We start from the raw sequence: 26,902 nt of genomic DNA on the forward strand, positions 1-26,902 counted from the left end.
TTGCGATAATCAGTTAGATTGTGGATTGTTCGCCTTCTAACTATTCGTTTGCGTACTTTACTAGTATATCACAGGTTTGGGGAATGTCAAGAGGTTTTTTAGGTTGTGTCTGCGGGGCTTTGCGTGCGCGTTTGCCATCAGCCGCCGCTTTCCGGCTCCACCCCCAAATACGGCAGCGCCTTTCTTAGTACCTCAGCGCACACCGGGCCGGAGAGCGCCCCACCGCTGGTGGTCCAGCTGTGGGGTTCATCCAAGCAGATCAGCACCGCAATTTTCGGGTCGTCTATGGGCGCGACCGACACAAAGCTTGCAATGCGCGCCCCCTCGTTGGCGCTGTCCAGCTTCTGGCTCGTACCGCTCTTGCCGCCGACACGGTAGCCTTCCAGCGCGGCCTGTTTGCCGGTGCCGCCGGTCACGACGCCCTCCATCAAGCGGCGCATCGTGGCCGAGGTTTCCTCGCTGATGACCCGCCGCTTCACGGTCGGCGCCATTTCCTTTATAATAGTCCCGTCCGGGGCCGTGATTTTCGCCACCACATAGGGCTGCATCAGCTCACCGCCGTTCACCACCGCACAAACCGCTGTGAGCATCTGTAAATAGCTGACCTTGCTGCTCTGCCCAAAGGAACAACTCGCCAGCTCCACCGGGCCCATTTTATCCGCCGTGTAATACTCGCTGCGGCGTATCTCGCCCGGCAGGTCGATACCCGTTGCCTCCCGCAGGCCGAAGTCCGCAAAATAATCGCAGAAACGTTCTTTCCCGAGACGTGCGCCGATTTGGATAAAGCAGGGGTTGCAGCTGACCGCCAGCCCCCGGGCAAATGTCTCGGTGCCGTGGATGTGCCCATTGGCGCAGCGGAACCGCGTACCTGCGACAGAAATTTTACCTGCGCAGGTAAAATAATCTGTGGCCCTGCACGCGCCGGAGTCCAGCGCCGCCGACGCCGTGATGAGCTTGAACACGCTACCCGGCTCGTACAGGTCGCTGATGGCCTTGTTGCGCCACTGGGCCTGCTGAGCTTTTTGCAGTGCGGTGCTGCGTTCCTCGCCGCTCAGGGCGTTCACGGTGTCGCGGACTTCCTTATTTATAAGAGTGCGCGGCGCATTGGGGTCGTAGTCTGGTTGGCAGGACATGGCCAGCACCGCGCCGGTGTGGACGTCCATCACGATGCCGACGCCCCGCTCGGCGACATGGTGCTCCTCCACGGCGGCGGCCAGGGCACTTTCGAGCCAATGCTGGATGTTCGCGTCGATGGTCAGCGTCAGTGTGTTGCCGGGTACGGCGTCCACCAGCGTTTGGTAGTGGGTGGGCAGGTCGTACCCCCAGGCGTTCTTGGCGGTCAGGATGCGCCCATTCTTCCCGGTCAATTCATCGTTGTAGCGCAGTTCCAGCCCCCACAGGCCCGCGTTGTCCACATCGGTAAAGCCCAGGATGCCGCCCATAAAGTTTCCTTCCGGGTAGACGCGCTTGGTGTCCTGGCGTATCTGCACGCCATCCACGCCGTTGGCCGTGCACCAGTCCCGCACGGCATCGGCCATATCTTTATCCACACGGCGGCGCAAAAGGCAGTCGTTGGAGCTGCGCTGGCTGAATTTTGCCAGCGTATCGTCATAATCCAGTTCCAAGATCTCGCTCAGCGCCCGGGCAGCGGGTTCAACTTTGTCGTCGGCCATTTCCCGCGGGGCGGCGCGGATGGTCCAGCAGGTCTTGCTGGCGGCCAGCAGCGTGCCGTCGGCGGAGTAAATCTCCCCGCGGGCGGCGGGCAGCGTGGCCCCGCGCAGCTGTTGGTCGGCGGCACGGGCCGCGTAGCCGCCGGGGTCACGCAGCATCAGGATGAACAGCCGCACGACCAGCCCGCCCAGGCACCCCACCGCCAGCACCGCCGCCAAAAGCCGCGTGCGCAGGCGCATTTTTGCGTTTTGCTGCGGCGTAATATGACGCATACGCTCTGCCCCCTTCCCCATACAATAAGCGTATGAGCCCGCGATGGGCAAAATGACGAATTATCGGCAGTAAATTCTCCGTATTGTCGATTGACCATTTAGACATAAAGGGTGTATACTGTATACAATAGATTTTGACATTTAATTATCAAAGTCAAAAAAGAGCATTTTATTTATATAAGGAGGCATAACCCTATGGCTAGATTTACTTTACCTCGTGACCTGTACCACGGCCCCAACGCGCTGGAAGCACTGAAAACACTGCCCGGCAAACGCGCGATGATTTGCGTCGGCGGCGGCTCGATGAAGCGTTTCGGCTTCCTGGACCGTGCGGAGGCGTACTTAAAAGAGGCCGGCATGGAGGTTGAGCTGTTTGAAGGCATCGAGCCTGACCCGTCGGTCGAGACAGTCATGAAGGGCGCTGCCGCTATGGAAAAATTCCAGCCCGACTGGATCGTCGCAATCGGCGGTGGCTCCCCCATCGATGCCGCCAAGGCCATGTGGATCAAGTACGAGTACCCCGATATCACCTTTGAGGATATGTGCAAGGTGTTCGGCATCCCGCCGCTGCGCCGCAAGGCCCATTTCTGCGCCATTTCTTCCACCTCCGGCACCGCGACCGAGGTCACGGCGTTCTCCATCATCACCGACTACGAGAAGGGTATCAAGTACCCCATCGCCGACTTTGAGATCACCCCCGATGTCGCCATCGTTGACCCAGAGCTGGCCCACACCATGCCTAAGAAACTCGTCGCCCACACCGGTATGGACGCCATGACCCACGCCATCGAGGCTTATGTTTCCACCGCCAACTGCGACTTCACCGACCCGCTGGCCCTGCACGCCATCGAGATGATCCAGGCGGATCTCGTCGGCAGCTACAACGGCGATATGGAAAAGCGCGATGCAATGCACAACGCCCAGTGCCTGGCCGGTATGGCGTTCTCGAACGCTTTGCTGGGCATCGTCCACAGCATGGCCCACAAGACCGGTGCGGCCTTTGCTGATTACGGCGCCCACATCATCCACGGCGCAGCCAACGCCATGTACCTGCCCAAGGTCATTGCCTTCAACGCGAAGGATCCGACCGCCAAGGCACGCTATGGCGTTATCGCTGACAAGATGCACCTGGGCGGCGCGAACGACGACGAGAAGGTCGATCTGCTCATCAAATACCTGCGCGGCATGAACGACGATTTGAACATCCCGCACTGCATCGGCCACTACGGCCCCGACTCCTACCCCGCAGAGCAGGGCTTCGTGCCGGAGAATGTCTTCCTTGAGAGACTGCCCGAAATCGCCAAGAACGCGATTGCCGACGCCTGCACCGGTTCCAACCCGCGCCAGCCCAGCCAGGAAGAGATGGAAAAGCTGCTGAAGTGCTGCTACTACGACACCGAGGTCGACTTCTAAACCAGATTTATTCCTAACTTTAACAAGCCCGCAGCAACCTCCAAGCTGCTGTGTTCCCCTGCCCCGGCCGCGTCCCTCTGCGGCCGGGGCCTTGTTTTTTTGTAAAGTGGGCAATATCCTTGCGATTTGATTTTTCGCCATTTTGGCTGCAAACGCTGCCGTTACAATGTTTTACGCTATATTTTGAACAAGTGTCAAAACGTTGATTTCGTATAAATTTTGCGGTATAATAACGGTAAAATCCAAGAAAAAAAGGAGTAATTTCATGGCAGCCGCTGCAAAGCCGCAAGCGCCGCTCTTCACCAAGCGGGCGCTTTTTACCCTGATCTGGCCCCTGCTGCTGGAGCAGACCCTCAGCGTGACCATGGGCATGGCCGATACACTGATGGTCTCCGGCGTGGGCGAAGCCGCTGTTTCCAGCGTTTCACTGGTGGACAGCCTAAATATTTTGATTATTCAAATTCTGTCTGCCCTGGCCACCGGCGGCGCGGTCATTGCCAGCCAATACCTGGGCCGCAAGGACGAGGAAAATGCCAGCCATAGCGCCGCCCAGCTGTACAGCGTGCTGGGCATTTCCACCATCACGGTGGGCGTTGTCTGTATGCTGCTCTCCCGCCCGATTCTGCGCGGCGTGTTTGGCAGCATCGACGACGACGTCATGCGGTTTGCCCAGCAGTATTTCCTCATCAGTGCGGTGTCGTATCCCTTCATCGGGCTGTACAACGGCGGCGCGGCGCTGTTCCGGGCGCAGGGCAACAGCCGCATCAGTATGCTGGCAAGCCTGGTCATGAACATCATCAACATCGCAGGCAACGCCATTTTAATTTACGGTTTCCGCATGGGCGTTATCGGCGCGGCGCTGGCAACACTGATTGGCCGTGTGTTCGCCGCCGTGTTCATCCTGTGGCAGAACCAGAATATGCACAACCCGCTGCGGGTCCAGCACCTCGCCGACCTGCGCCCCCGGCGCGAGCCGATCATGAAGGTGCTGTCCATCGGTATCCCCTCGGGGCTTGAAAATGGTATGTTCCAGATCGGCAAGCTCTGCGTCAGCAGCCTGACGTCCACCCTGGGCACCTCGGCCATTGCGGCCAACGCAGTGGCGAACTCCGTTTCGACGCTGGCGAACATTCCCGGCGCGACGATGAGCCTAGCGACGATTCCCGTCATCGGCCAATGTCTGGGCGCGGGCGAGAAAAAGCAGGCCCAGCGCTACACCATGACCCTGATGGGCGTTGCCATAACCGGCCTGGCGCTGGCCAACCTGGCGCTGTTCATCCTGATGCCCGAGGTCGTGACCTGGTTCAGCCTCTCGGCTGAGGCCTCGACGATGTGTACCCATGTGGTCCACTGGTTCAATCTGTTCAGCGTGTTCTTCTGGGCAACGAGCTTTACCCTGCCCAACGCCCTGCGCGCGGGCGGCGATGCCAAGTACACGATGACGGTCAGCATCATCAGTATGTGGCTGTTCCGCGTGATTTTGAGCTATGTTTTCGTCTTGCAGTTCCACATGGGCCTGACCGGCGTCTGGTTCGGTATGTTCATCGACTGGATCTGCCGCAGCCTGTGCTTCGGCGTGCGGTTCTTCCGTGGGAAGTGGATGGAACATAAAGTGATATAAGCCACAAAAAATCTCCCTGCCCGGCGTGGACAGGGAGATTTTTTATTTCATAAGGGTGAAACCTTACTCCACCATATACTCAAAATCAATGCGGCCCAGCGCCACATCGGCGGCGGCGACCTGAATCTTCATGGAGGAACCCAGCATCCAGCTTTTGCCGGTCAGGGGGTCCAGCATACTCACGCCGTCGATGACCTGCGGCTCGCCCTTGCAGAGCTGGGCGGCGGGCACAAAGCCCTCGACCGTGTTGTCCAGCTCGACAAAAACGCCGCGCGGGGTGATGCCCGCTACCGTGCCAGTGTAGACCTCGCCCAGATGGCCGTGCATATACTCGGCCTTGTACAGATCCTCAACGTCGCGCTCGATACGCACGGCAGCGACTTCCTGCTTGCTGGACTTCTCGCTGGCCTGCTGGGCAAACTCATTAAAGTCCTTCTGCAGCTGGCTGGCCGATGCGCCGGTGAGCATTTCGCTCAGAATACGATGGATAGCCAAATCCGGGTAACGGCGGATGGGGCTGGTAAAGTGGGCGTAGTCCGCCAGCACCAGGCCGTAGTGGCCCAGGGGCTGCGGGGCGTAGCGGGCCTTCTGCATACTGCGCAGGATGCCAGTGTGCACAGGGATTTGAATGGGCTGGTCGCGGGTCTCGTCCAGCAGGGCGGCCAGCTCCAGCTGCGTCGGGATGGGGTTCTTGAACTTGGCGTTCAGGCCGCAGGCCAGCAGTGTGGCGGACAGCTTTTCCATCTTCTCGGCATCGGGAGCCTCGTGTACACGGTAGACAAAGGGCACCTTGTTCGTGCGGCCCGCGTTGGCGGCGCACTGGTTCGCCAGCAGCATGAACTCCTCGATCATGCACTCGGAGGTGCCGCGGTCGCGCTTGACGATGTCCACACAGCGGCCGTTCTCGTCCATGACAAGCTTTGCCTCGTTGGACTCGATGTCCATGCCGCCGCGGGCCTTGCGCAGCACAAGGCGCTTGCGGTACAGCTCATCCATGGTGGGCAGCTGGTCCAGCACGGCGGCGTACTTGGTCTGCAAGTCGGTCAGGTCTGCACCCTCTTCCGGCTCAAGCAGGGCGTTGATTTCTTTATACACACCTTTGACGCGGCTGCAAATCACACTCTTGACAAACTTGTAGCTGCGGATCTCACCGTTCTCGTCCAGACGCATCAGGCAGGAGAACGCCAGACGGTCCTCGCCCTCGTTCAGCGAGCAGATACCGTTGGACAGCTGGGTCGGCAGCATCGGGATGACCTTGTCGGCGTAGTAAATGCTCGTTGCGCGCTCAAAGGCTTCCTCGTCCAAGGCGGAACCGGGGCGCACATAATGGCTGACGTCGGCAATGTGGACGCCCAGCTCGTAGCCGTCGTCCAGCTTTTGCAGGCTGATGGCATCGTCGATGTCCTTCGTCTCAGCGGAGTCGATGGTGAAGATGGGGATGCCGCGCAGGTCCAGCCGCTTCGCGGCCTCGGTCGGGTCAATCGTGGCGTCGTCATAGGCGTGGGCCTCTTCCAGCACTTCGGGCGGGAACTCGAGCCGGACGTTGCGGCCGTACAGAATGGCCTTGGCGCACTCGGAGGCGTAGTCGGAGGAGCCGAACTTCTCGACGACGGCGGCACGGTGATCACTGTGGCGGTTGCCGCGGTGGGTAATGAGGAAACCGACCTTGTCGCCCAGGTGGACGCCCTCGCTCCCCTGTTTCGCCAGCAGGAACTTCACATCGCGGCAGCCGTCCGGCTCAACGGCCAGGCGGCCATCCTCAGATAGGCAGACCGTACCGGCAAAGCGGTTGTTGGGCACGGTGACTTCGACGACCTCACCCTCAGAGGAACCCTCCACGCGGGGATGGTCGAACAGCTTGACGTTGATCTTGTCCTGGGGCATCGCGCCGTGCAGTGCGCGGCCCGGGATGAAGATATCGCCTTCGCCGTCGTCGCGGCTGGCAAAGCCGAAGCGGGCCGCCAGCTTGACCAGCGTGCAGGGGATGGTCTCGGGGGCATTGGCATTCACATAGGTGGCAAAGCCCGGGGCATAGGTGCCGTTGCGCATCGACAGCTCGCCGGTGGCGACCATGGCGGACACGCTGGTGCGCAGGCGGGAATTATCCACCTGCAAATTGTTCTGCAGCTCGCGCAGCGTCATGGGGCGGCGCTTGACGGCGTTTAAAATGTTTTTCTGTAACGGTGTCATGTGTACTCCTTTAATTTACGTCGCACCGTCGTCCGGCGGTGCCCTACCAGTTTGACTTCTTTATATACTTTCACAAAAAACGGCCCGCCGGGGCGCTGCCTGCAAAGGCCTAAAGCGCTTGGCGGACCCTTTTGTTTTGTGCTTACCCTGCCAAAATCACAGGCGTGCGCTGAGGACGCAGACGACCAGCGTGACGACAAAGAAAACAATGCCGCAGACCTTGGTCAGCTTGGCCAGCTTGGCGTCCACGCCGCGCTCACGGCCAGCAGCCATCGTGGCGGAGCTTTCGCCCATGATCGCGCCAGACAGACCCTGGCCCTTCTGCTCCTGAGCGAGGGTAAAGACGATGATCAAAACGGACACGACGACGAGGACGACGCCGAGAGCGATCTCATACCAGTTCATTGATTAGCACTCCTTCTATTTCTATCCACGCCGCCATGACGTGAAAAGTCTCATGCACCGTACAGTATAGCATAGATTCCTGTACGATGCAAGCGCTTTTTTCACGTTTTGTGCGTAAAATCAGTTTTGCAGCGCAATTTGTTCGCCCTGCACCAGCGGGTAGCGGGTCAGCTTGGTGCTGTCCAGGTTTTCCCGGTGCATATCCACAGCGGTGATCTGGTGGTTGCCGTAAGTCGTGTAGTAATAAATGCCTTTGTCGGCGTTGCAGCAGCTGGTGTAGAGCGTGATCTCATACTTGCCGCCGTCCAGCTCACAGCAGCCGCGCTGCTGTTCGACCGAGTGCAGGATGTGGAAGAACTGGTTGACACTCTCGGCCTCGCCGCTGCCGGATTTGGCGTTCATACGCACAAAGGCCGCACGGACAAAGCGGGACTGGCTGGACAGGTCGCCCGGCAGGCCCAGCCCACCCAGGCCGCGGCTGTACGCGGTCAGATCCAGCCCCTCGGCAAAGGTACTGGCGGGCGTGCGGGGCGACAGGGCGCGGTAGTTGTTCAGCGCGAAAAGCTGCTGCGGGAACGGCGGGTTGTTTGTCAGCACGCCCACCGGGTCATCATAAATGTGCAGGCCGTCGGCGGTGGATTCCACCACGATGCTGCCGGTCTTGTCGGCAATCAGCCAATGCAGCTGGGCCAGGGGCAGCTGGTCACTGAATGGAATATTGACGATGTTTGTCTTTTCCAGCAGCGTGCGGGCCTCGGCCAGGGTGGCGCAGCTGCCCAGCAGCCAGGGGATCAATTCAAACTGTGTGACGTTGTTTTTACCCTCAGCCGCCGGATGGTAGACCGCGTTGCCCACAAAGTTCAGCCCCGCAATGCCGAGGCCCTTCTCATTGACAGCGTCGTAATACAGCGGGTACTCCCCCGCCACGTAGGCCATGCCGATCATGGCGTATTTCGTGCGGAAATTCCCCATGCAGCGCAGGGCAAACGGATAGGCACGCGGCGTGACCGTGACCTCGTCGCCGTAGGAAAATTCATAGTCCAGATTGCGGCCAAAGTAGAAATCTTCGGTTTTATACGTTGCAGCGGTACACATGGCAAGCTCCCCTTTTTATAAAAAATGTAGTATGTTTCTTATGTTGAGATGTAGGGGCGAACATTGTTCGCCCGCAGCACACGACGGCAGCCGCAAAGTCCCGCGGTCGCACGCTGTGCGCCCCTACACATTTGGCGAGTCAATGCAACTAGTGTACCACGCCGGCAAGGAATAATCCACCGGGAAATTGTAAACAAATGGCGGCAGGGGTGTTTCCTGCCGCCATTTGGCTGTATATTACTGTTTTGCTTTTTTGGATGCCGCCATACCCAGGTATGCGCCGCCGCTCAACAGGAGCAGCGCGAACAGCAACGTGACACTGCTGTTATCCCCAGTCTGGGGAATCGTGGGCACTGCCTTGCCGCCAGAAACTTTTCCTCATTTCCGCAGTATTTTAAGCACTTTTAACTATACGCCCCTATCCAAAATTTGTCAAGAAACGCACAGAAATCAAACATCCGCGCAAAAATCGTACAAAAAAGCGCACCGGCTTACCGCCGATGCGCTTGCAGACTATGCTATAAAATCAGTTTTTCTTTTCTTCTTCCTGCTTGGCGGCCTCGTGTGCCTTGTAGGCAATGCCCAGTTCACGCACGGCGACAATCAGAATCGCAACGACCAGGAAGATGGCGGCCATCGTGAGGGCGGAAGCTGCCGCACCTGCGGCCTCGCTCTTCTCCTTTTTGCCCTCGCTGGCCGGGGAAACGATGCTGATGGTGGCGTAGTTGGTAGCGCTGTCCATCGCCTTGATGCCGGTATCCACGATGGTCTCGCAGATGCTCTGGCAGCGCTCTGCATCGTCATCGGTCACAGAAACATTGATGGTCTGCGTGTCGCTGGGAACCGTCACGGTAATATTCTCGCGCAGATTGTCCACCTTGGTATTGACGGCGTCCTCGTTCTCCACATCGATATCCTCGCTGTCCAGCGCGTACTGCTTGGCGATGGGCGCAATGACGGAGTCACTGGAAACGATCTGCGAGAAGGAGTTTGCCAGCATACTGATCTTGGAGGACTCGTTCATATCGTTACTGGTGTCGATCACATCACGGTTCAGGTCAACGAACAGCAACGCCGTGGAGGTATATTTCTCTCCCTTAAATACCTTGGCCTTGACAAAGCCGACCACACCGCCGAGCACAAAGAACACCAGCAGCAGCGCAATGTAGCGCTTTGCAATCAGCAGGCCTTTTTTGCAAAGGGTGATGATGTCATAAATGTCCATTTCATCGTCATCGTCGTTCTCATAGCGGACGTAGACGTAGTTGCGGTCGGTCAGCTTCTCCTGGGCGGCGTCCTTGCGGTTCATTTCCTCTGCCATAAACTCTATATCCTTTCCGTGTTGTGTGCATACGAATATAGTTTATAGTAACACATTTCCCGTCAAAAATCAACCGTGTTCGGCCAATCACTACTTGATTTTTGGCAGAGAAGCAGATATAATGATAAAGTATCCGTATATTCCCGGGGAAAATGTCTCAGTAGCGCAGCCGGATAGAGCACACACCTTCTAAGCGGTTGTTCAATCCTCACTATTTACAATTTCATTTGATATACGCGCCAATAGCTCAGCTGGATAGAGCGTCCCCCTCCTAAGCGGCAGATGGTTCGATTCCTTCGAGCAGTGAAAATTGAATAAAACCAATAAATGTCTCAGTAGCTCAGTTGGATAGAGCACACGCCTCCTAAGGTTGCGTTACAACGGTCACCTTGGAAAAACTTCATACAGGATTCAAGTTCGAGTTTCTTCGGGCTTAGTCATAAAACCAGCCATGTCTCAGTAGCTCAGTTGGATAGAGCACACGCCTCCTAAGCGTGGGGTCGGAGGTTCAAATCCTCTCTGGGACGCCAGCTAATAACGCCGAAAGCCTTTGTTTTCAAGGGTTTTCGGCTTTTCTTATATAAAAAGCTGCGAAAAAGCTCTTTCACTGTATGGGATAAAATTCTACTCCAAAATTTGATTTTTGACAACCCCTCCAGAATCGAACGGTTGTTATAAGACAAAATCGCCAGCTAATTTTTAGCAGAAAACGGGCTGTTCTTGCTAATGAAAATGCCCTTCCTGCTAATCAGCCCCAAAATCGTGCCAAAAATCCAGCTAATCAAAAAAGGCGGATGTTTTGAGTACCATGCAGTTATAGCAGATAAAATCGAATATCGTTATATACATAGAGCGTCTATTTGCCCCGCATCGGGGATGGATAGGCGCTCTTTTTTTATGCCCAAAACCATGGGCAAATACAAGAGATTGGAGGTGTTTCATTTGAGCAAGCCTGTTTATACCGCAGACAAGCCGAGCGACTGTCATTACTGCTACTTCTGGACGAATGGCAGAAAGGGTTGCCGTCTGGGTAGAAATAATTGCTACTACTTAATCTCTTTGCCACCGAAACCCAAGTCGGAATGTGATGGCTGTCCCTATGGGCGAGATCACCCGTGCATTGGCTGGTGTACGAAGAAGGTTATGCGTGAAGTGGGGCTTCGTTGATATGGATGTGTATGAACAGGAATACCGCTTCTGCTTTTTTGCCCGATGTCCTTACGAAAAGACGGATACGACTTTCCGCAGCATTCCGCTGACAACAGAAAGTTTTCCGCAGAAAGAAGGTGGTGAAGCCGTGTGAGTTTTGATTATTTTTACGGTCAGCAATCCGATCTATTCACATTCTATCGAGTTCCGAAGGTGTTGTTCACGAACGAGAGGTTCTGGAATATTTCTGCCGATGCCAAGATGCTGTATGGCATTTTGCTTGACCGCATGAGCCTGTCTGCCAAGAATGGTTGGATAGATAAAAACGGTCGAGTGTATATCATTTTTACAATCGACGAAGCGAAGATGGCTCTGAACTGTGCTGAACAAAAGGCTATCAAGCTGCTCAGTGAACTTGAGAAGAAAGCAGGATTGATTGAACGTAAGCGCCAGGGTTTGGGAAAGCCCAACCTGATCTATGTGAAGAACTTTATCTCTGCTGTGGATTCACAACTCTTGAATTGTGAAAATCACAATTCTGGAACAATGGAAATCACAACTCAAGAACTTCCGAAATCACAAGGTAATAATACTGATATTAAAAATACTGAATTTAGTGATACTGATTCTATCTTTCCTTCCGGAAATGGTGGAATGATGGACGAGAATGACCGGTATCAAGAATACTTTGATTATTTCTCGGATCAGCTCAGTATTGATTTGTTGAAGAAGGATTACCCTTACGATTCCGAAATGCTGGATAACATTCTGGAGTTGATCGTTGAAACAGTTTGCACGAAGCGACCATTGATTCGCATTGGTGCAGAGGAACGTCCGGCAGAAATTGTCCGCAGTCGGTTTATGAAACTGAATGTCGAACACATTCGATATGTTATGGACTGCTTCAAAGAGAACACTACAAAGATTAGAAATATCCGTCAGTATATGCTGACTACGATATACAATGCGCCGACGACAATAGACACCTACTACGATGCTCTTGTTCGGCACGATATGTCACACGGATATTTGGAAGGAGGATTTAAGAAATTGAAAATGAAGCGAGAGGAAGGAGAGTGACGAAAAATGTCGAAAAAAGCAACCATCATTGCGGTGGTCAATCAGAAAGGAGGAACCGGCAAGACCACCACCACCGAGAATTTGGGCGTTGGCTTGGCTCTTGAGGGTAAAAAGGTACTTCTGGTAGACACCGATCCCCAGGCTTCCCTAACGGTCAGTCTTGGCAACCCATACCCGGATGATCTGTCTCCAACACTTTCCGATCTGATGGGAAAAATTATGATGGAGAAACCCATTGCTCCCGGTGAAGGGATTCTGCATCATCCGGAGGGCGTTGATCTGGTGCCATCCAACATCGAACTGTCAGGTATGGAAGTAGCACTGGTCAATGCCATGAGCCGGGAAACCATTCTCAGGCAATACCTGGATACGGTCAAACAGAACTATGATTACATTCTTCTGGACTGTATGCCTTCTTTGGGTATGCTGACCGTGAATGCGTTGGCAGCTGCCGACAATGTGCTGATACCGGTTCAGGCAGCATACCTTCCTGCAAAGGGTCTGGAACAGTTGCTTGGAACCATCAACAAGGTCAAGAGGCAAATCAACCCGAAACTGAGGATTGAAGGGATTCTTCTGACTATGGTAGACAACCGCACCAACTATTCCAAAGACATCAGCAATCTGATTCGGGAGAGCTATGGAGGAAAGCTGAAGGTTTACAAGACCGACATTCCCCGCTCTGTTCGTGCAGAAGAAATCAGTGCCGAAGGACACAGTATCTTTCAGCATGATCCGAAAGGAAAAGTGGCGGATGCCTACCGAGTTTTAACGAAGGAGGTGTTAAACAATGCAGAAAAAAGGCGCAAACATCAGCTTGAAGGGGTACGATGATATTTTCTCCACCGATCAATCCAGAGCTGAAGCCCAGCAGGAGCGTGTGCAGGAAATTCCGCTTTCTGAGCTACACCCCTTTGAGGGACACCCCTTCCGTGTGGTTGATGATGAAGAAATGATGAAAACTGCGGAGAGCGTCCGAGATTTCGGAGTTCTCACCCCTGCGATTGTCCGTCCTGACCCCGACGGTGGTTATGAAATCGTTTCTGGTCACAGGCGGCACCGGGCATCGGAGCTTGCGGGTAAGGAAACCATGCCTGCGATTGTTCGTGACCTAGACGATGATGCAGCCATTATTTTGATGGTCGATGCGAATTTGCAGAGGGAGAGTATCCTGCCGAGTGAAAGAGCATTTGCTTATAAGATGAAGCTGGATGCGATTAAACATCAAGGTCAACGCACCGATTTAACTTCATCCCAAGTTGGGATGAAGTTGCAGGCAATGGATATAGTTGGTCAGGAGGCAGGAGAAAGCAGAAATCAGGTACACCGTTATATCCGTCTGACCGAACTGATTCCGGAACTGCTGGATATGGTAGATACGGGTCAAATCAAATTCAATCCTGCGGTGGAGCTTTCCTATCTGGCAAGTGAAGAACAGAAGGATTTTCTTTCTGCAATGGATTATGCTCAAGCAGCTCCTTCCCTTTCGCAAGCACAGCGAATTAAAAAGCTCGCACAGGAGGGCGAGTGTACGCTGGATGCGATGTGCGAGATTATGAATGAGATCAAGAAGGGAGAGCTGGACAGAGTAACCTTCAAAACGGATTCGTTGCGAAAATACTTCCCGAAGTCCTATACCAACAAGCAGATGGAGGATAAAATCATTCAGCTTTTGGAACAGTGGCAGAAAAAAAGAGAAAAATCTATGGAAAGGTAAGTTGAAAAAATGTTTACACCCAAAAACATTCAGGGCGCTTTGGAAGAACTCTACGACCTTTGCGATCCTGATTATATGGTAGATATGCTCGTAAATTACAGTGAGGAGTTCGATGATATTTCTCCTACGCTTCTGGCAAGGTCATTCCAAAAAAATGCCGAGATGGTTTGCGAGTACCGAGTATTGTCCTCTGCTGGCGATGGGATCGACTATCAGGGAACGGTACTTCTGAACAGTAGAGCCGTGAGGCTTCTGTCCTATGTAGAAGATACGAGCGGCAATGAAAAAGTTCGCACGATTCAGAGCAAGGAGCTGTGGTTAGCAGAAGATATGACTTTCTATGTGGTGTCCTGTATGTCCACGATTACGATGGACAAGGAAGAAGCCATTTGTCTTAACGAACACCGCAGCGTAGTTACTACGGTGGAATGTGAGGACGATATTTTCTTCGACATGGGTTCCCTAATTTGCGAACTGGACGATATTTGCTTGTTCGAGCTTTTAGCCGATGTGGATGCGACTATTTATGAACTGTAACAGGTTCATGGATGGTCGCTTTTCTTATTTCCAAAGAAACGGAGGTATCGAAACTTGAAAGAATACGATGTGAAGATTACCGAAACCTTGGAGAAAACGGTTACGGTGCAAGCAGAATCTCACGATGCGGCAGAGGAACAGGTTAGAGCCGCTTATTACAATTCGGAGTACATTCTGGACTCCGAAAACTTTACCGGTGTTGCGTTCGGCACGACCGAGGAACGGGAGGTTCAGAAAGAACAGGCAGATACCATGAATGTGTTACTGGTAAAGCCGTTTATGTATCCGCAGGCTGTGCAGATCGGCTGTGAGCTGGAAGATTTGCAGAAAGCCGTAGGTGGCGATATTGAGGCAACTTATCCGTTCAATGAGCCGGTTGCACTGGTCATGCACGACGAAGGTAAACTCGTAGGCAAAGAACTGAACCGTGCGCTGCGTGATGATGACGGCGATATTTATGACATTATCGCCGGTGATTTTCTGGTTGTGGGATTGGGCGAGGATGATTTTTGTTCTCTGTCCCCGGAACTGATGAAGCAGTTTGAGGAACACTTTCATCAGCCTGAGACTTTTGTACGCATGGGGCGCAGCATTATGGCGCTTCCCCTGCCGGATGACATGGTGAAGAAAGAAGATGCACCTGTCAAAGCTGATTCGGTCCCCCACAAAAGTAACCCTGACCGAGATGTTCTGTAAGGAGGTTCTTATGCAAAGAAATTCGACGATTGGAGAGCTGATGGAGCGAAAGCGGATTCAGGATGGTGCCAAGGAGTACCAGGGACATACCTATATGGACTTGGCACGATTTGATGACGCCACCAAGCACATGATTATTTTCGATGTGCTGACCGATGAATCGCCTGTCGGTTGGAAAGGCGAAAGAAATCGCCTGTATTTGAGCGATGTGGGTTATCAGAAGGCTCTGGATAACCAGAAAGCTGGCAATATCAAGATTATCAGCCATGCCGCAGTTGCCAAGGGCAATCTGTATTACGACCACAGAGATATGGCACGATAATCTGTTCACTCTACTGCTTGCAGGAGGTGATGAATCATGCAGGAAGAAGTTGAAAACAGGACAGTAAACCTGGCGATCAGCACAACCAAGCTGACGGGGCGCACTATCATTGCCGGTATCCGCAAGTATTTGCAGCACCGGGAAAAAGTGAAGATGAAAAAGGCACGAGACCCTGCCGTTCATGGAAAGCAATCCGTGAAACAGCTTTTGGGACAGAATCAGGGTGCTACGAATGTTGAGATCGACAAAGAGAGTATCCGTGATTTTGAAAAGCTCGCCAAGAAGTACGGCGTGGACTTTGCCGTAAGAAAAGATAAGTCCGTTGATCCTCCCCGGTTTCTTGTTTTTGTCCGTTCCAAAGATGCAGATGCTTTAGATGCAATCTGCAAGGAACATCAGGCAAGGGCATTAACCAAGAATGAAAAACCGAGCGTTCTGGCGCAGCTGAAGAAGTTCAAGGAAATTGTCGCAGCGATTCCGAAGAAGGTTCGAGAGAAGAAACAGGAGCGTGATCTGTGATGGATAAGAGAAAAATTAAAAAGCTCCTGATTTTGAATTTACCGTATTTTCTGGTAGGGTTGTTCGCTACGAATTTAGGCGAAGCATGGAGATTGGCTGAGGGTGCAGATTCATCTGCGAAAATCCTCAGCTTTTTTAATGCCCTTCCGATAGCCCTGAACAATCCGCTGCCCAGCTTTCACCCGTTGGATTTGCTGATTGGCATTTTCTGCGGCGCAGGACTTCGGCTGGCTGTCTATCTAAAAGGCAAAAACGCAAAGAAGTACCGACACAATGTTGAGTACGGTTCTGCTCGTTGGGGAACGGCAAAAGATATTGAGCCGTTTATTGCACCAAAGTTCGAGGACAATGTGATCCTGACGAAAACGGAGCGGCTGATGATGAGCAATCGCCCGAAGAATCCTGCCAATGCCCGAAATAAGAATGTTCTGATTATCGGCGGTTCGGGTTCCGGTAAAACTCGCTTTTGGTTGAAGCCAAACCTTCTCCAGATGCACAGTTCCTATGTGGTCACTGACCCGAAAGGCAGCATCGTGATTGAGTGCGGCAACGCCCTTTTGAAGCATGGCTACACCATTAAGATTTTCAACACCATCAACTTTCAGAAGTCGATGCGCTATAACCCCTTTGCCTATATTCATTCAGAAAAAGACATTCTGAAACTGGTGACAACACTGATTGCCAACACAAAGGGCGATGGAAAAGCCGGTGACGAGTTCTGGACGAAGGCGGAAACGCTGCTCTACTGTGCCTTGATCGGATATATCCACTATGAAGCCCCAGTTGAGGAACAGAATTTCTCCACTCTAATCGAGTTCCTGAACGCAATGGAGGTGCGGGAAGATGATGAGGAGTTCCAGAACCCGGTGGATCTGATGTTTGAAGCGCTGGAAAAGAAAAAGCCGAATCACTTTGCAGTCCGTCAGTATAAAAAATACAAGCTGGCTGCCGGCAAGACCGCTAAGTCGATTTTGATTTCCTGCGGCGCTCGTCTGGCTCCTTTTGATATTCAGGAGGTCAGAGATGTGACTGCCTATGACGAGTTGCAGTTGGATACCCTTGGAGATAAGAAAACGGCGCTCTTTCTGATTATGTCAGATACGGATGCGACGTTTAATTTTTTGATCTCCATGATTTACACACAGCTGTTCAACTTGCTGTGTGAGAAAGCAGATGATGTGTACGGTGGCAGACTGCCGGTTCATGTGCGTTGCCTGATTGATGAGATGGCAAACATCGGTCAGATTCCCAATCTGGAAAAACTGGTAGCGACAATCCGAAGCCGTGAAATATCGGCTTGCCTTGTTCTCCAGGCACAATCACAGCTGAAAGCCATTTATAAAGACAATGCCGATACCATCATCGGCAACATGGATTCCCGAATTTTCCTGGGTGGTTCTGAGCCAACCACGCTCAAAGAACTGAATCAGGCATTGGGAAAAGAAACTATCGACACCTACAACACCTCCAACACCAGAGGTAACAGCCCGTCTTACGGACAAAATTTTCAAAAGCTTGGCAAAGACCTTGCGAGCGTAGATGAGCTTGCGGTTCTGGATGGCAGCAAGTGTATTTTGCAGCTGCGTGGTGTCAGACCGTTTCTTTCTGATAAGTACGATCTGACGCAGCACCCCAATTATAAGTACACATCAGACTTTGATAAGAGAAATGAGTTCAACATTGAACAGTTTCTGAGTCGAAGGTTGAAGCTCAAGGCAGGTGATGAGTTTGTGGTAGTCGATGCGGATTAAGGAGGTTTCTGTTTGGAAAATCTGAAAACGGTATCTGCCCTGGTTAAGAACATCTTGGAACACGACCACAAGGCAAGAAATACCGACAATCATTTGTACCTGATGGTACTGGAACACTATTCCGGTCTGCGTGGCATCGACATTCATGCCATGACGGTTCCTGTGTTTTTGAAAGAACTGGATAGACGCAGCTTTCCGGGGTTTGAAACTGTCCGCAGAAGCAGACAGAAAGTGCAGGCAACCTACCCTGACCTTGCTCCCAGTGAAGCCGTAGGCAAACGCAGAGCAAAAAATGAGGTTGTATATCGAGAATTTGCAGAAAGCGAGGTGTAAAAAATGACTTGGTGGATCACGGATACCTCTATTGGGCAGCGTTTGAAGTTCATTAGACGATTTCGCCGCCTTACCCAGAAAGAGCTTGGACTCTTGATGGGGTATTCCGAGAAAACAGCGGATGTCCGTATTGCTCAGTATGAGAAAAACGCTCGAACCCCTAATGCAGAAACCACAGCGAAACTCGCAGAGGTTCTGAAGGTTTCACCTGCCGTTTTTTCACCGACGATCTGTGCTTCTCGTGAAGATTTGTTGCAGTCAATGTATTGGCTGTTTCTTATGAAAGGTGGTGGTGATATATATGATTGTGAAACTGAATATGCAAGAAGCAGAATGGAACAGAAACTTGGCGTGATAACCGTCGAGGAGTTCCTTGAAAAGATTCTCGCAAACTAAGCCTTCCGTCCGGTTTTGATACCGGTAGTACGGAGGGCTTTTTCTATTCTCAAAACAATTTCAAATTTTAGGAGGAAAATATTATGGCATTTTTCAATAGCGCAGTAACCGTTCTTCAGACTCTCGTTATCGCTCTGGGCGCAGGTCTTGGCATCTGGGGTGCAATCAATCTGCTTGAGGGCTACGGCAACGATAACCCCGGCGCAAAGTCCCAGGGCATGAAGCAGCTCATGGCTGGCGGCGGTGTTGCCCTCATCGGCACCACCCTTGTACCTCTGCTCTCCGGACTGTTCGGTTAATCACAAAACAAGGAGGTAATCGCCTTTGGACAGCATACTCCAACAGATCACAGACTGGCTGAAAGAAATGCTCGTTTCAGCCATTATGGGAAATCTGTCGGGGATGTTTGAGTCCGTCAACAACCAGGTTGGCGAGATAGCAACCTCCGTTGGCATGACCCCGGCGAATTTTTCGCCGGGTGTCTTTGCCATGGTACGAAACATCTCCGAGTCAGTGATTATCCCAATCGCAGGCTTGATTCTGACCTTCATTGCCTGTTATGAGCTAATTCAGATGATTATTGACCACAACAATCTGGCGAATTTTGAAACCTGGATCTTCTTCAAATGGGTGTTCAAGACTTTTGTTGCGGTCATGTTAATCACAAACACATTCAATATCACGATGGCTGTGTTCGATGTGGCACAGCACGTTATAAACGCAAGCGCCGGTATCATATCCGGAAATACTGCCATAGATGCTTCGGCATTGGAAACAATGGAAGAAACGCTGATGGCAATGGATTTGGGGCCTTTACTCGGCTTGTTCCTGCAATCCTTTATCGTGCAGGTCACGATGTCCGCTTTGGCAATCATCATCTTTGTGATCGTCTACGGTCGAATGATTGAAATTTATCTGATGGTCAGCCTTGCCCCGATTCCACTCTCCACTTTTGGAAACAGAGAGCAAAGCAATATCGGACAGAATTATCTGCGTTCGCTGTTTGCAATCGGATTCCAGGGATTCCTGATTATGATCTGCGTAGGCATTTATGCGGTACTGATTCAGTCTATCGCATTCAGTGACGACATCATCGGCTCTATCTGGGGTGTTATGGGCTACACCGTCCTTTTGTGCTTCACCCTGTTTAAGACCGGTTCACTTGCGAAGGGTGTATTCAGCGCTCACTAAGGAAAGGAGGAAATTGTTTGGCAGCGTATATTCCCGTACCTCGTGACCTGACGAGGGTAAAAACAAAAGTGTTCTTTAATCTGACGAAACGGCAGTTACTTTGCTTTGGTGCGGCGGCACTCATCGGAGTGCCGATTTTCTTTCTGGTCAAAGCAACCGGAAATGTGAGCCTTGCAGCACTGTCCATGATGATCGTCATGTTGCCGTTGTTCTTTCTGGCAATGTATGAAAAGGATGGTCAGCCGTTGGAAGTGGTTGTTGAACACTTCATTCAGACTAAATTCGTTCGTCCCAAGGTTCGCCCTTATCAGACGGACAACTATTATGACGCTTTGATGCGTCAGTACAAACTGGAAAAGGAGGTTGAACGAATTGTTTTTCAAAAAGAAGCAGCAGGCAAGAAACATCAAAATGCCTGCAAATCTGAATCGGAAACAGCAGCGAGAAATTAAAGCTGTTGTGGAACGGGCAAAGAAAGACAATGGTATTCCGCAGACTGCACAGCAGTCCATTCCCTTTCAGAGAATGTTCCCGGATGGCATCTGCCGTGTCACTGACAGCTATTACACCAAGACGATTCAGTTTCAGGACATCAACTATCAGCTGGCACAGCAGGAAGATAAGACTGCCATCTTCGATGAGTGGTGCAGTTTCCTGAATTTCTTTGACAGTTCCATTCACTTTGAGCTTTCCTTTATGAACCTGAGTACCGATGCTGAGAGTTTTGAAAAGAGTATCCGCATCCCGTTCAAGAAGGACAGCTTCAATCCTGTCCGTGCCGAGTATAGCCAGATGCTGAAAAAGCAGTTGGCGCAGGGTAACAATGGCTTGACCAAAACCAAGTACCTGACATTCGGCATTGAAGCCGAATCCATGAGGCAGGCAAAGCCGAGACTCAACCATATCGAAAACGATCTGCTCAATAACTTTCGTCGTTTGGGTGTCATTGCCACTACTATGAACGGCAAAGAGCGGCTGCATCTGATGCACTCTATGTTCCACATGGGTGATAATGATAAGTTCTTCTTCGATTGGAAGTATCTTGTGGAATCCGGGCTGTCTGTAAAGGACTTCATTGCTCCGACAGCATTTGCTTTTAAGACCAACCGCACCTTCCAGATGGGCAGCATCTTCGGTTCGATGTCCTATCTGGCAATTACGGCATCAGACCTGTCTGACCGTATGCTGGCGGATTTTCTGGATATGGAATCCACGCAGATTGTGACCATGCACATCCAGTCGGTTGACCAGACTGCGGCGATTAAGACCATCAAGAGAACCATCACCGAGCTTGACCGTTCCAAAATCGAGGAACAGAAAAAAGCGGTGCGTTCCGGCTATGACATGGACATTATCCCGTCTGACCTTGCTACCTATGGCAAAGATGCGAAGTCGCTTCTGAAAGAATTGCAGAGCCAGAACGAGCGAATGTTCATGGTGACGTTTCTGGTGCTGAACACCGGACGCACCGAGCAGGAACTGGAGAACAATGTGTTCCAAGCCCAGAGCATCGCCCAGAAGCATAACTGCAATCTGCGCCGTTTGGATTTTCAGCAGGAATCCGGGCTGATGAGCAGCCTGCCATTGGCACAAAACCTGATCGAGATTCGTCGTGGCCTGACTACCAGTTCCACGGCTATTTTTGTGCCTTTCACCACACAGGAGCTGTTCCAGAATGGTGGAGAAACGCTCTATTACGGGCTGAATGCTCTGTCGAACAACCTTATCATGGTGGACAGAAAGAAGCTCAAGAACCCCAACGGACTGATTCTGGGTACGCCCGGTTCCGGTAAATCCTTTTCCGCAAAGCGTGAAATCACCAATGCGTTCCTGGTTACGGATGACGATATTATCATCTGCGACCCCGAAGCGGAATATGCGGCTCTGGTTCATAAGTTCAATGGTCAGGTGGTAAAAATCAGCTCCTCCAGTACCAACTATATCAACCCCATGGATATCAACCTGAACTACTCTGAGGATGACAACCCCGTAGCACTGAAAGCCGATTTTATCCTGTCCCTCTGTGAGTTGATTATGGGCAGTAAGGATGGCTTGCAGCCTATCGAAAAGACGGTTATCGACCGTTGTGTGCATCAGATTTACCAGAGATATTTCGACAATCCTGCCCCTGAGAATATGCCGATCCTTGAGGATTTGTATGATGCCCTTCTGAAGCAGGACGAAAAGGAAGCCCACCATGTAGCGACCGCCTTGGAAATCTATGTTAAGGGTTCTCTGAAACTGTTTAACAACAGAACCAATGTGGATATTCAGAATCGTCTGGTGTGCTTCGACATTAAGGAGCTGGGCAATCAGCTGAAAAAAATCGGTATGCTGATTGTTCAGGATCAGGTCTGGGGGCGTGTAACTGCCAACCGTTCTGCCGGTAAATCGACCAGATATTATATTGACGAGTTCCATCTGCTTCTGAAGGAAGAACAGACGGCAACCTATTCCGTAGAAATCTGGAAGCGATTCCGTAAATGGGGCGGCTTGCCGACCGGTATCACCCAGAATGTCAAAGACCTGCTTCGTTCCCCGGAGATTGCCAACATCCTCGAAAACTCTGATTTCATCTATATGCTGAATCAGGCAAGCGATGACCGAAGTATTCTGGCACAGCGTCTGAACATTTCGCCACATCAGCTGTCCTATGTAACTAACTCCGGTGAGGGCGAAGGACTTCTGTTCTATGGCAATGTGATTCTTCCGTTCATTGACCGATTCCCGACCGATCTGGAACTGTATCGCATTATGACCACGAAGTTAAACGAGGTGGCACAGGAAAAGGAGGCGTAATGTATGGCGAAAAGACCTACACGACTCCGTTTTACCGAAGATGACCTTGCAGATTCTCGTGTGAAGAAAGCTGCCGACCGTGCAGATAAGGCGGTTGATAAGGCTGAGAAAGCGGCAGACAAATTGGCTTCCAAAAAGGCAAAGCCGAAGCTAAAGCTGGAAACAGATGCAGCCGGTTCCCGTAAAGCAAAGCTCCGTTTTGAAAAAGCGGAGTTTACGGAAATCGAGCGCCCATCTGTGGCAAAGCACATGGCAAGCCGTGGTGCCGCAGTCACGCTCACATCCAAAGCACATCAGGCGGTGTCAGAATATGAGGATGATAATATCGGCGTTCAAGCTGTGCAGGAAACGACCAAGGCTGTTGAATCCACTGCATATACCGTCGATCATGCCGTTTACAGCCACAAGCTGAAAGCCTACGACAAGGCAGAAAAGCTGGTAGAAAAATCAGATAAGGCAAATGTAAATGCCCTGTATGAGAAGTTCAAAAAGGACAACCCCGATGCCGCTTCTAATCCCATTTCCCGATGGAAACAAAAACAGGCAATCAAAAAGGAGTATGCAGCGGCGAAGGCAGGCAAAGGGACAGCGAAAGAAACTGCCGCTAAAGCAACAAAGAAAGCAGCCCAAAGCACCAAAACGATTACAGAGAAAGCGATGGAGTTTTGCACCACACACTCTAAAACGATCCTGTTTGTTTTGATTGCTGGACTGCTTTTTATGATCCTCTCAGGGATGTTCTCGTCTTGTTCGGCTATGTTCCAAGGCGGCACACAGATCGTTCTGGGAACTTCTTTTACCGCAAAAGAGGAAGATATTATCGGTGCGGACAATGATTACAAGGCTTTGGAAGCTGCGCTCCGCAATGAAATCAATAATATCGAGCGTACTCATAGCGGATATGACGAGTACCGGTATGACCTTGATGAAATCAACCACAATCCTTATGAGCTTGCGGCATATCTGACGGTAAAATTCGAGGACTACACCAGAGATGAGGTGCAGGCTACCCTGCAATGGCTGTTTGAGCAACAATATGAGCTGACCCTCACAGAAGTAGTAGAGATTCGTACACGAACAACATCTTCTACTGATCCTGAAACGGGAGAGACAACAACAGAGGAAGAAGATTACGAATATTATATTCTGAAAGTGAAGCTCAGAAATAAGGGCTTGGACAGTGTGATTTCAAATTCCGGATTGTCGGAAGATGATATGGAGCGATATAGAATTTTGCTTCAGACAAGGGGCAACAGACCGGATATTTTCGGAAATGACATTTACGCCACCCCTGGCGGCGAGTACACCGACTATGACATTCCGGGCGAAGCTCTGACGGACACACGATTTGCCAATATGATTCGTGAAGCCGAGAAGTATCTGGGATACCCGTATGTGTGGGGTGGAAGCAGCCCCTCCACTTCCTTTGACTGCTCCGGGTTTGTTTCCTATGTAATCAATCACTGTGGCAACGGTTGGAGTGTTGGACGATTGACCGCAAACGGTTTGATGGGCGTATGCGATATTATTCCCAAAAGTTCTGCCAAGCCGGGAGATTTGATTTTCTTCCAAGGCACTTATGATACCTCCGGTGCATCACACGTTGGTATCTATGTTGGCAATGGTATGATGATCCACTGCGGAAACCCCATTTCCTACGCTTCTATCGAATCGAATTACTGGCAACAACATTTTTACTGCTTCGGCAGAATCAAAAACTAAGGAGGAATGTCGATTGAGTGCCAAATTAGACAGAATTGGTGCAGACCTTGAGAAAGCTCGAAAGAAACGGGCTGAATGGGATGTCAGAGTAAAAGATCTGGAACGCAGATACCGTGAGGAGGAAAATTCCGAAATTCACGAGATGGTTCATGCTGCGAATCTGAATCCCGAACAGCTTTCTGAGCTGCTCCGTATGTTTGCAGCGGATATGGCTCCGAAGCCTGATACGATCAATACTATGAATGAGGAGGAAACGCAGAATGAGATTTAAGAGATTCAGTGCCATGCTGCTGGCACTTGCGATGTGCATGGGTGTGTTTTCGACAACGGTGTTTGCCTACTCCGATGAGAGTGCAACAACCACTACTACGGAAAAGGCAGAAACCGTGGAAACTGTCCCTGAAAAGACCGAAGATAAGACTTCCGAGGAAGTTCCCTACACCGTGACCGTCAATGAGGATGGCACGGTGGTTTTTTCTTTCAATGGTAAAGAATGGACTTACGGTGCAGAGGAATCCGAGGATAATAACATGGGAACTGGCAAGGTGGTAACGAGCGGTTCCCGTTTGAATGTGCGTACCGGTGCAGGCATGAATTATGAAATCATCGACCAGCTCCGTCCCGGCGAGGAAGTTGTGGTGGTCGGTGTTGAGGGTGACTGGTATCAGATCACTGTGCCTGAAAAGAACGGTTATGTTCACAGTGACTATCTGGAACTGATTGAAAAAGCCGAACAGAACAGCGAAATGGATATGGCGCTGCTTATGATGTTTATGAGTGCGTTCATGCAGAACACGGACACAAGCGAACCTGCCCTTACTCCTGACGGCAATCTGACTCTGGTTGACGATGTTGGTTCACCTACGAAAAGTGGAAAGCAGTTCATTACTGCTGTAACCAAAAACGGAAACTACTTCTATATCATCATTGACCGTGATGATAAGGGCGAGGAAACCGTGCATTTTCTGAATCAGGTGGATGAAGCTGACCTGCTCAAGCTGATGGACGAGGAAGAAGTTGCAGAGTTCACCAAGCCGATTGAGGAAACAAAGCCGGAAGTGGTTGAAACAGTTCCTGAAATTACAGAACCGGCGCCGGAGGAAAAGCCAAAATCCTCGAATATGCTCCCAGCGATTCTTACTCTGATTGTGCTTGCCTGTGGTGGTGGATTCTTCGTATTTAAGAAAGTCCAGGAAAAGAAGAAGGAACAGGAAGCGGCAAAGCCTGACCCGGATGCTGATTATGTGGACGATGATGAGGATTATGGGTACGATCCGGAGTTTGAGGACGATGATGCAGATAGCTCCGTCGATGTAGATGATAATGAACCTGTGTAAACAGGATAGGCTTGATGCCTGGGGCAATCTTCGGATTGCCTTTACATAGCATCTGCTTTCAAAAAATAAAATATTTTGTGTTTTTGAAAGCGATCTCTTGAATATGCTGTGTGGTAGGTGTGCATACTATTATTTCAGTCATAGTGACTGGAAAATTTATCCGCCTCATCCCATTGAAATCTCCGTCATTTTAGAGTAAAATGAGGTAGATAATTCTGAAATGAGGTAGATAACATGAGAGCTTTTGATTATATAAAAGAGCCAGAAAAGTTGCTTACTCCTGAAATTGTGCAGATGATCGGAAAAATTCATGAGCACAAAGGTAAGCAAGAGCTTTTTTTGGAAGCTAATATTGATGAATTGAAAACCCTTCTTGAAGTCGCTTTGATTCAAAGTACAGGTGCTTCTAACCGTATTGAGGGTATTTATACAACAGATAAGAGATTGGAAGAATTGGTCAGCCAAAAGGCAGAACCAAGAAACCGATCTGAGCAGGAAATCTCAGGTTACCGAGAGGTGCTTTCTACAATCCACGAAAGCTATGAGTATATTGTGCCCAGACCTAATATTATTTTGCAGCTTCATCGTGATTTGTATTCCTACGCCGGTTCCGGTGGAGAATATAAAAATGCTGATAATGTAATTGCAGAAACAGATGCAGAAGGTCACCAGAAAGCAAGATTTATTCCGGTTCCTGCCTTTCAGACTGCGGAAGCTATGGATGAATTGTGCAGACAGTTTTTAGAAGCATGGAATACTGATAAAATTGATAGATTACTTTTGATACCTATGTTTATTCTGGATTTCCTCTGTATCCACCCTTTCAATGACGGAAATGGACGCATGAGCCGTTTACTGTCGCTTCTTTTGTACTATAAGGCAGGATATATTGTAGGAAAATATGTCAGCATGGAAATGTTGATTGAAAAAACAAAGGAAACTTACTATGAAGCATTGCAGGCAAGTTCGACAGGATGGCATGAAAATGAGAACAGCTATGAGCCTTTTGTTAAGTATTATCTGGGTATCATGTTGAAAGCATATAATGAATTTGAAAGCCGTGTAGAACATTTAAAGAACCGCACTCTTTCTAAGCCCGAAAGAATTAAAGCGATGATTGATCAGAAAGTTGGTAAAATCACAAAGAAAGAAATTATGGATGCTCACCCTGATATAAGCAAAACCACGGTGGAACGCACTCTGGCAGATTTAGTTAAGAGTGAGTACATTGCGAAGGTCGGTTCAGGTCCGGCTACAGGATATGTAAAAATCTAAGTCATAAATTATTTATCTACCTCATTTCATATACAGATGAGGTAGATATTTTTACGATGACGGAGATTATAAAACAGAAAATTGTGTCAG

General features: G+C 50.7%; 27 protein-coding genes and 1 tRNA gene. 22 read left to right on the top strand and 6 right to left on the bottom strand.

All coding sequences use genetic code 11. The features are described 5' to 3' along the window. Positions 1-137: 137 nt before the first annotated feature. Complete coding sequence (locus tag GPK89_RS12205; RefSeq protein WP_252261661.1) at positions 138-1,943, bottom strand: peptidoglycan D,D-transpeptidase FtsI family protein; 1,806 nt, start codon at positions 1,941-1,943, stop codon at positions 138-140. 195 nt (positions 1,944-2,138) lie between these two features. Between GPK89_RS12205 and GPK89_RS12210 the strand changes: the two genes are divergently transcribed. Further along, positions 2,139-3,356, top strand: a complete 1,218-nt coding sequence (locus tag GPK89_RS12210) for an iron-containing alcohol dehydrogenase (protein WP_215693521.1) — start codon at positions 2,139-2,141, stop codon at positions 3,354-3,356. Positions 3,357-3,621: 265 nt separating this feature from the next. Beyond that, positions 3,622-4,977 carry an MATE family efflux transporter gene (locus GPK89_RS12215; protein ID WP_215693523.1) on the top strand — a complete coding sequence of 452 codons (1,356 nt, stop codon included), beginning with the start codon at positions 3,622-3,624 and terminating at the stop codon, positions 4,975-4,977. A 63-nt stretch (positions 4,978-5,040) separates the two neighbouring features. Here GPK89_RS12215 and rnr read toward each other — a convergent pair whose 3' ends face one another. The 5 genes from rnr to GPK89_RS12240 all read right to left on the bottom strand — a co-directional run bounded on the left by rnr (position 5,041) and on the right by GPK89_RS12240 (position 9,988). Next, positions 5,041-7,167 (bottom strand): ribonuclease R, encoded by a 2,127-nt coding sequence (gene rnr / locus GPK89_RS12220; RefSeq protein WP_215693525.1) that lies wholly within the window; start codon positions 7,165-7,167, stop codon positions 5,041-5,043. Positions 7,168-7,323: 156 nt separating this feature from the next. Next, positions 7,324-7,572, bottom strand: a complete 249-nt coding sequence (gene secG, locus GPK89_RS12225) for a preprotein translocase subunit SecG (RefSeq protein WP_215693527.1) — start codon at positions 7,570-7,572, stop codon at positions 7,324-7,326. A gap of 120 nt (positions 7,573-7,692) precedes the next feature. Further along, a complete protein-coding gene (gene bsh / locus GPK89_RS12230) occupies positions 7,693-8,667 on the bottom strand; it encodes a choloylglycine hydrolase (protein WP_215693529.1) in 975 nt (324 codons plus the stop codon). A gap of 237 nt (positions 8,668-8,904) precedes the next feature. Further along, positions 8,905-9,021 carry an LPXTG cell wall anchor domain-containing protein gene (locus GPK89_RS16795; RefSeq protein WP_215693531.1) on the bottom strand — a complete coding sequence of 39 codons (117 nt, stop codon included), beginning with the start codon at positions 9,019-9,021 and terminating at the stop codon, positions 8,905-8,907. A gap of 172 nt (positions 9,022-9,193) precedes the next feature. Next, positions 9,194-9,988 (bottom strand): YveK family protein, encoded by a 795-nt coding sequence (locus tag GPK89_RS12240; RefSeq protein WP_215693532.1) that lies wholly within the window; start codon positions 9,986-9,988, stop codon positions 9,194-9,196. A gap of 453 nt (positions 9,989-10,441) precedes the next feature. Here GPK89_RS12240 and GPK89_RS12245 point away from each other — a divergent pair. The 20 genes from GPK89_RS12245 to GPK89_RS12340 all read left to right on the top strand — a co-directional run bounded on the left by GPK89_RS12245 (position 10,442) and on the right by GPK89_RS12340 (position 26,812). Next, a tRNA-Arg gene (locus GPK89_RS12245) sits at positions 10,442-10,518 on the top strand. A gap of 569 nt (positions 10,519-11,087) precedes the next feature. Beyond that, positions 11,088-11,291 (top strand): hypothetical protein, encoded by a 204-nt coding sequence (locus GPK89_RS12250; protein ID WP_224209075.1) that lies wholly within the window; start codon positions 11,088-11,090, stop codon positions 11,289-11,291. After that, complete coding sequence (locus GPK89_RS12255; RefSeq protein ID WP_117930254.1) at positions 11,288-12,217, top strand: DUF6017 domain-containing protein; 930 nt, start codon at positions 11,288-11,290, stop codon at positions 12,215-12,217. Before GPK89_RS12250 ends, GPK89_RS12255 begins: the two co-directional genes overlap by 4 nt. A 6-nt stretch (positions 12,218-12,223) precedes the next feature. Beyond that, positions 12,224-13,051 (top strand): ParA family protein, encoded by an 828-nt coding sequence (locus tag GPK89_RS12260; protein ID WP_008791938.1) that lies wholly within the window; start codon positions 12,224-12,226, stop codon positions 13,049-13,051. Beyond that, complete coding sequence (locus GPK89_RS12265; protein ID WP_002304314.1) at positions 13,008-13,934, top strand: ParB/RepB/Spo0J family partition protein; 927 nt, start codon at positions 13,008-13,010, stop codon at positions 13,932-13,934. The genes GPK89_RS12260 and GPK89_RS12265 overlap by 44 nt, the downstream gene beginning before the upstream one ends. Before the next feature lie 9 nt (positions 13,935-13,943). Continuing rightward, complete coding sequence (locus tag GPK89_RS12270) at positions 13,944-14,471, top strand: hypothetical protein (RefSeq protein WP_002578960.1); 528 nt, start codon at positions 13,944-13,946, stop codon at positions 14,469-14,471. A gap of 54 nt (positions 14,472-14,525) precedes the next feature. Beyond that, a complete protein-coding gene (locus tag GPK89_RS12275) occupies positions 14,526-15,167 on the top strand; it encodes a DUF3846 domain-containing protein (RefSeq protein WP_002588969.1) in 642 nt (213 codons plus the stop codon). A gap of 10 nt (positions 15,168-15,177) precedes the next feature. Then, entirely contained in the window at positions 15,178-15,489 is a 312-nt protein-coding gene (locus GPK89_RS12280) for a DUF5720 family protein (protein WP_002304317.1), read from the top strand. A gap of 36 nt (positions 15,490-15,525) precedes the next feature. Then, positions 15,526-16,008 carry a PcfB family protein gene (locus GPK89_RS12285; RefSeq protein WP_002304320.1) on the top strand — a complete coding sequence of 161 codons (483 nt, stop codon included), beginning with the start codon at positions 15,526-15,528 and terminating at the stop codon, positions 16,006-16,008. Next, entirely contained in the window at positions 16,008-17,759 is a 1,752-nt protein-coding gene (locus GPK89_RS12290) for a VirD4-like conjugal transfer protein, CD1115 family (RefSeq protein WP_215693575.1), read from the top strand. The genes GPK89_RS12285 and GPK89_RS12290 overlap by 1 nt, the downstream gene beginning before the upstream one ends. Positions 17,760-17,771: 12 nt before the next feature. Beyond that, the gene (locus GPK89_RS12295; protein WP_002304332.1) at positions 17,772-18,092 is read left to right on the top strand and encodes a hypothetical protein; all 321 of its coding nucleotides are present in this window, start codon (positions 17,772-17,774) and stop codon (positions 18,090-18,092) included. 3 nt (positions 18,093-18,095) lie between these two features. Further along, complete coding sequence (locus GPK89_RS12300) at positions 18,096-18,488, top strand: helix-turn-helix domain-containing protein (RefSeq protein ID WP_118629860.1); 393 nt, start codon at positions 18,096-18,098, stop codon at positions 18,486-18,488. An 83-nt stretch (positions 18,489-18,571) separates the two neighbouring features. Then, entirely contained in the window at positions 18,572-18,787 is a 216-nt protein-coding gene (locus tag GPK89_RS12305) for a Maff2 family mobile element protein (protein WP_002576404.1), read from the top strand. Between the two features lie 25 nt (positions 18,788-18,812). After that, positions 18,813-19,679, top strand: a complete 867-nt coding sequence (locus tag GPK89_RS12310; RefSeq protein ID WP_002578954.1) for a VirB6/TrbL-like conjugal transfer protein, CD1112 family — start codon at positions 18,813-18,815, stop codon at positions 19,677-19,679. A 17-nt stretch (positions 19,680-19,696) separates the two neighbouring features. Further along, the gene (locus GPK89_RS12315; protein WP_044943914.1) at positions 19,697-20,131 is read left to right on the top strand and encodes a PrgI family protein; all 435 of its coding nucleotides are present in this window, start codon (positions 19,697-19,699) and stop codon (positions 20,129-20,131) included. Continuing rightward, on the top strand, positions 20,091-22,478 hold the full coding sequence (locus tag GPK89_RS12320) for a VirB4-like conjugal transfer ATPase, CD1110 family (protein WP_008791945.1): 2,388 nt from the start codon (positions 20,091-20,093) through the stop codon (positions 22,476-22,478). Before GPK89_RS12315 ends, GPK89_RS12320 begins: the two co-directional genes overlap by 41 nt. 3 nt (positions 22,479-22,481) lie before the next feature. Next, a complete protein-coding gene (locus GPK89_RS12325; RefSeq protein ID WP_215693534.1) occupies positions 22,482-24,200 on the top strand; it encodes a C40 family peptidase in 1,719 nt (572 codons plus the stop codon). A 13-nt stretch (positions 24,201-24,213) separates the two neighbouring features. Next, on the top strand, positions 24,214-24,471 hold the full coding sequence (locus GPK89_RS12330) for a DUF4315 family protein (RefSeq protein ID WP_008791947.1): 258 nt from the start codon (positions 24,214-24,216) through the stop codon (positions 24,469-24,471). Next, entirely contained in the window at positions 24,461-25,537 is a 1,077-nt protein-coding gene (locus GPK89_RS12335) for a CD1107 family mobile element protein (protein WP_008791948.1), read from the top strand. Before GPK89_RS12330 ends, GPK89_RS12335 begins: the two co-directional genes overlap by 11 nt. A 234-nt stretch (positions 25,538-25,771) precedes the next feature. After that, positions 25,772-26,812, top strand: a complete 1,041-nt coding sequence (locus GPK89_RS12340; RefSeq protein ID WP_008791949.1) for a Fic family protein — start codon at positions 25,772-25,774, stop codon at positions 26,810-26,812. Positions 26,813-26,902 lie beyond the last annotated feature (90 nt).

The sequence above is a fragment of the Gemmiger formicilis genome (assembly GCF_018784445.1).
Taxonomy (GTDB): Bacteria; Bacillota; Clostridia; order Oscillospirales; family Ruminococcaceae; genus Gemmiger.

Excerpts from the sequence above, each read along its gene's own strand:
- bsh (WP_215693529.1), bottom strand. The coding sequence starts at position 8,667 with ATGTGTACCGCTGCAACGTATAAAACCGAAGATTTCTACTTTGGCCGC.
- GPK89_RS12285 (WP_002304320.1), top strand. The coding sequence starts at position 15,526 with ATGCAGGAAGAAGTTGAAAACAGGACAGTAAACCTGGCGATCAGCACA.
- GPK89_RS12335 (WP_008791948.1), top strand. The coding sequence starts at position 24,461 with ATGAGATTTAAGAGATTCAGTGCCATGCTGCTGGCACTTGCGATGTGC.
- GPK89_RS12265 (WP_002304314.1), top strand. The coding sequence starts at position 13,008 with ATGCAGAAAAAAGGCGCAAACATCAGCTTGAAGGGGTACGATGATATT.
- GPK89_RS12290 (WP_215693575.1), top strand. The coding sequence starts at position 16,008 with ATGGATAAGAGAAAAATTAAAAAGCTCCTGATTTTGAATTTACCGTAT.
- secG (WP_215693527.1), bottom strand. The coding sequence starts at position 7,572 with ATGAACTGGTATGAGATCGCTCTCGGCGTCGTCCTCGTCGTCGTGTCC.
- GPK89_RS12270 (WP_002578960.1), top strand. The coding sequence starts at position 13,944 with ATGTTTACACCCAAAAACATTCAGGGCGCTTTGGAAGAACTCTACGAC.
- GPK89_RS12215 (WP_215693523.1), top strand. The coding sequence starts at position 3,622 with ATGGCAGCCGCTGCAAAGCCGCAAGCGCCGCTCTTCACCAAGCGGGCG.
- GPK89_RS12280 (WP_002304317.1), top strand. The coding sequence starts at position 15,178 with ATGCAAAGAAATTCGACGATTGGAGAGCTGATGGAGCGAAAGCGGATT.
- GPK89_RS12210 (WP_215693521.1), top strand. The coding sequence starts at position 2,139 with ATGGCTAGATTTACTTTACCTCGTGACCTGTACCACGGCCCCAACGCG.
- GPK89_RS12205 (WP_252261661.1), bottom strand. The coding sequence starts at position 1,943 with ATGCGTCATATTACGCCGCAGCAAAACGCAAAAATGCGCCTGCGCACG.
- GPK89_RS12240 (WP_215693532.1), bottom strand. The coding sequence starts at position 9,988 with ATGGCAGAGGAAATGAACCGCAAGGACGCCGCCCAGGAGAAGCTGACC.
- GPK89_RS12340 (WP_008791949.1), top strand. The coding sequence starts at position 25,772 with ATGAGAGCTTTTGATTATATAAAAGAGCCAGAAAAGTTGCTTACTCCT.
- GPK89_RS12300 (WP_118629860.1), top strand. The coding sequence starts at position 18,096 with ATGACTTGGTGGATCACGGATACCTCTATTGGGCAGCGTTTGAAGTTC.
- rnr (WP_215693525.1), bottom strand. The coding sequence starts at position 7,167 with ATGACACCGTTACAGAAAAACATTTTAAACGCCGTCAAGCGCCGCCCC.
- GPK89_RS12320 (WP_008791945.1), top strand. The coding sequence starts at position 20,091 with ATGCCTGCAAATCTGAATCGGAAACAGCAGCGAGAAATTAAAGCTGTT.
- GPK89_RS12325 (WP_215693534.1), top strand. The coding sequence starts at position 22,482 with ATGGCGAAAAGACCTACACGACTCCGTTTTACCGAAGATGACCTTGCA.
- GPK89_RS12305 (WP_002576404.1), top strand. The coding sequence starts at position 18,572 with ATGGCATTTTTCAATAGCGCAGTAACCGTTCTTCAGACTCTCGTTATC.
- GPK89_RS12260 (WP_008791938.1), top strand. The coding sequence starts at position 12,224 with ATGTCGAAAAAAGCAACCATCATTGCGGTGGTCAATCAGAAAGGAGGA.
- GPK89_RS12250 (WP_224209075.1), top strand. The coding sequence starts at position 11,088 with ATGGGCGAGATCACCCGTGCATTGGCTGGTGTACGAAGAAGGTTATGC.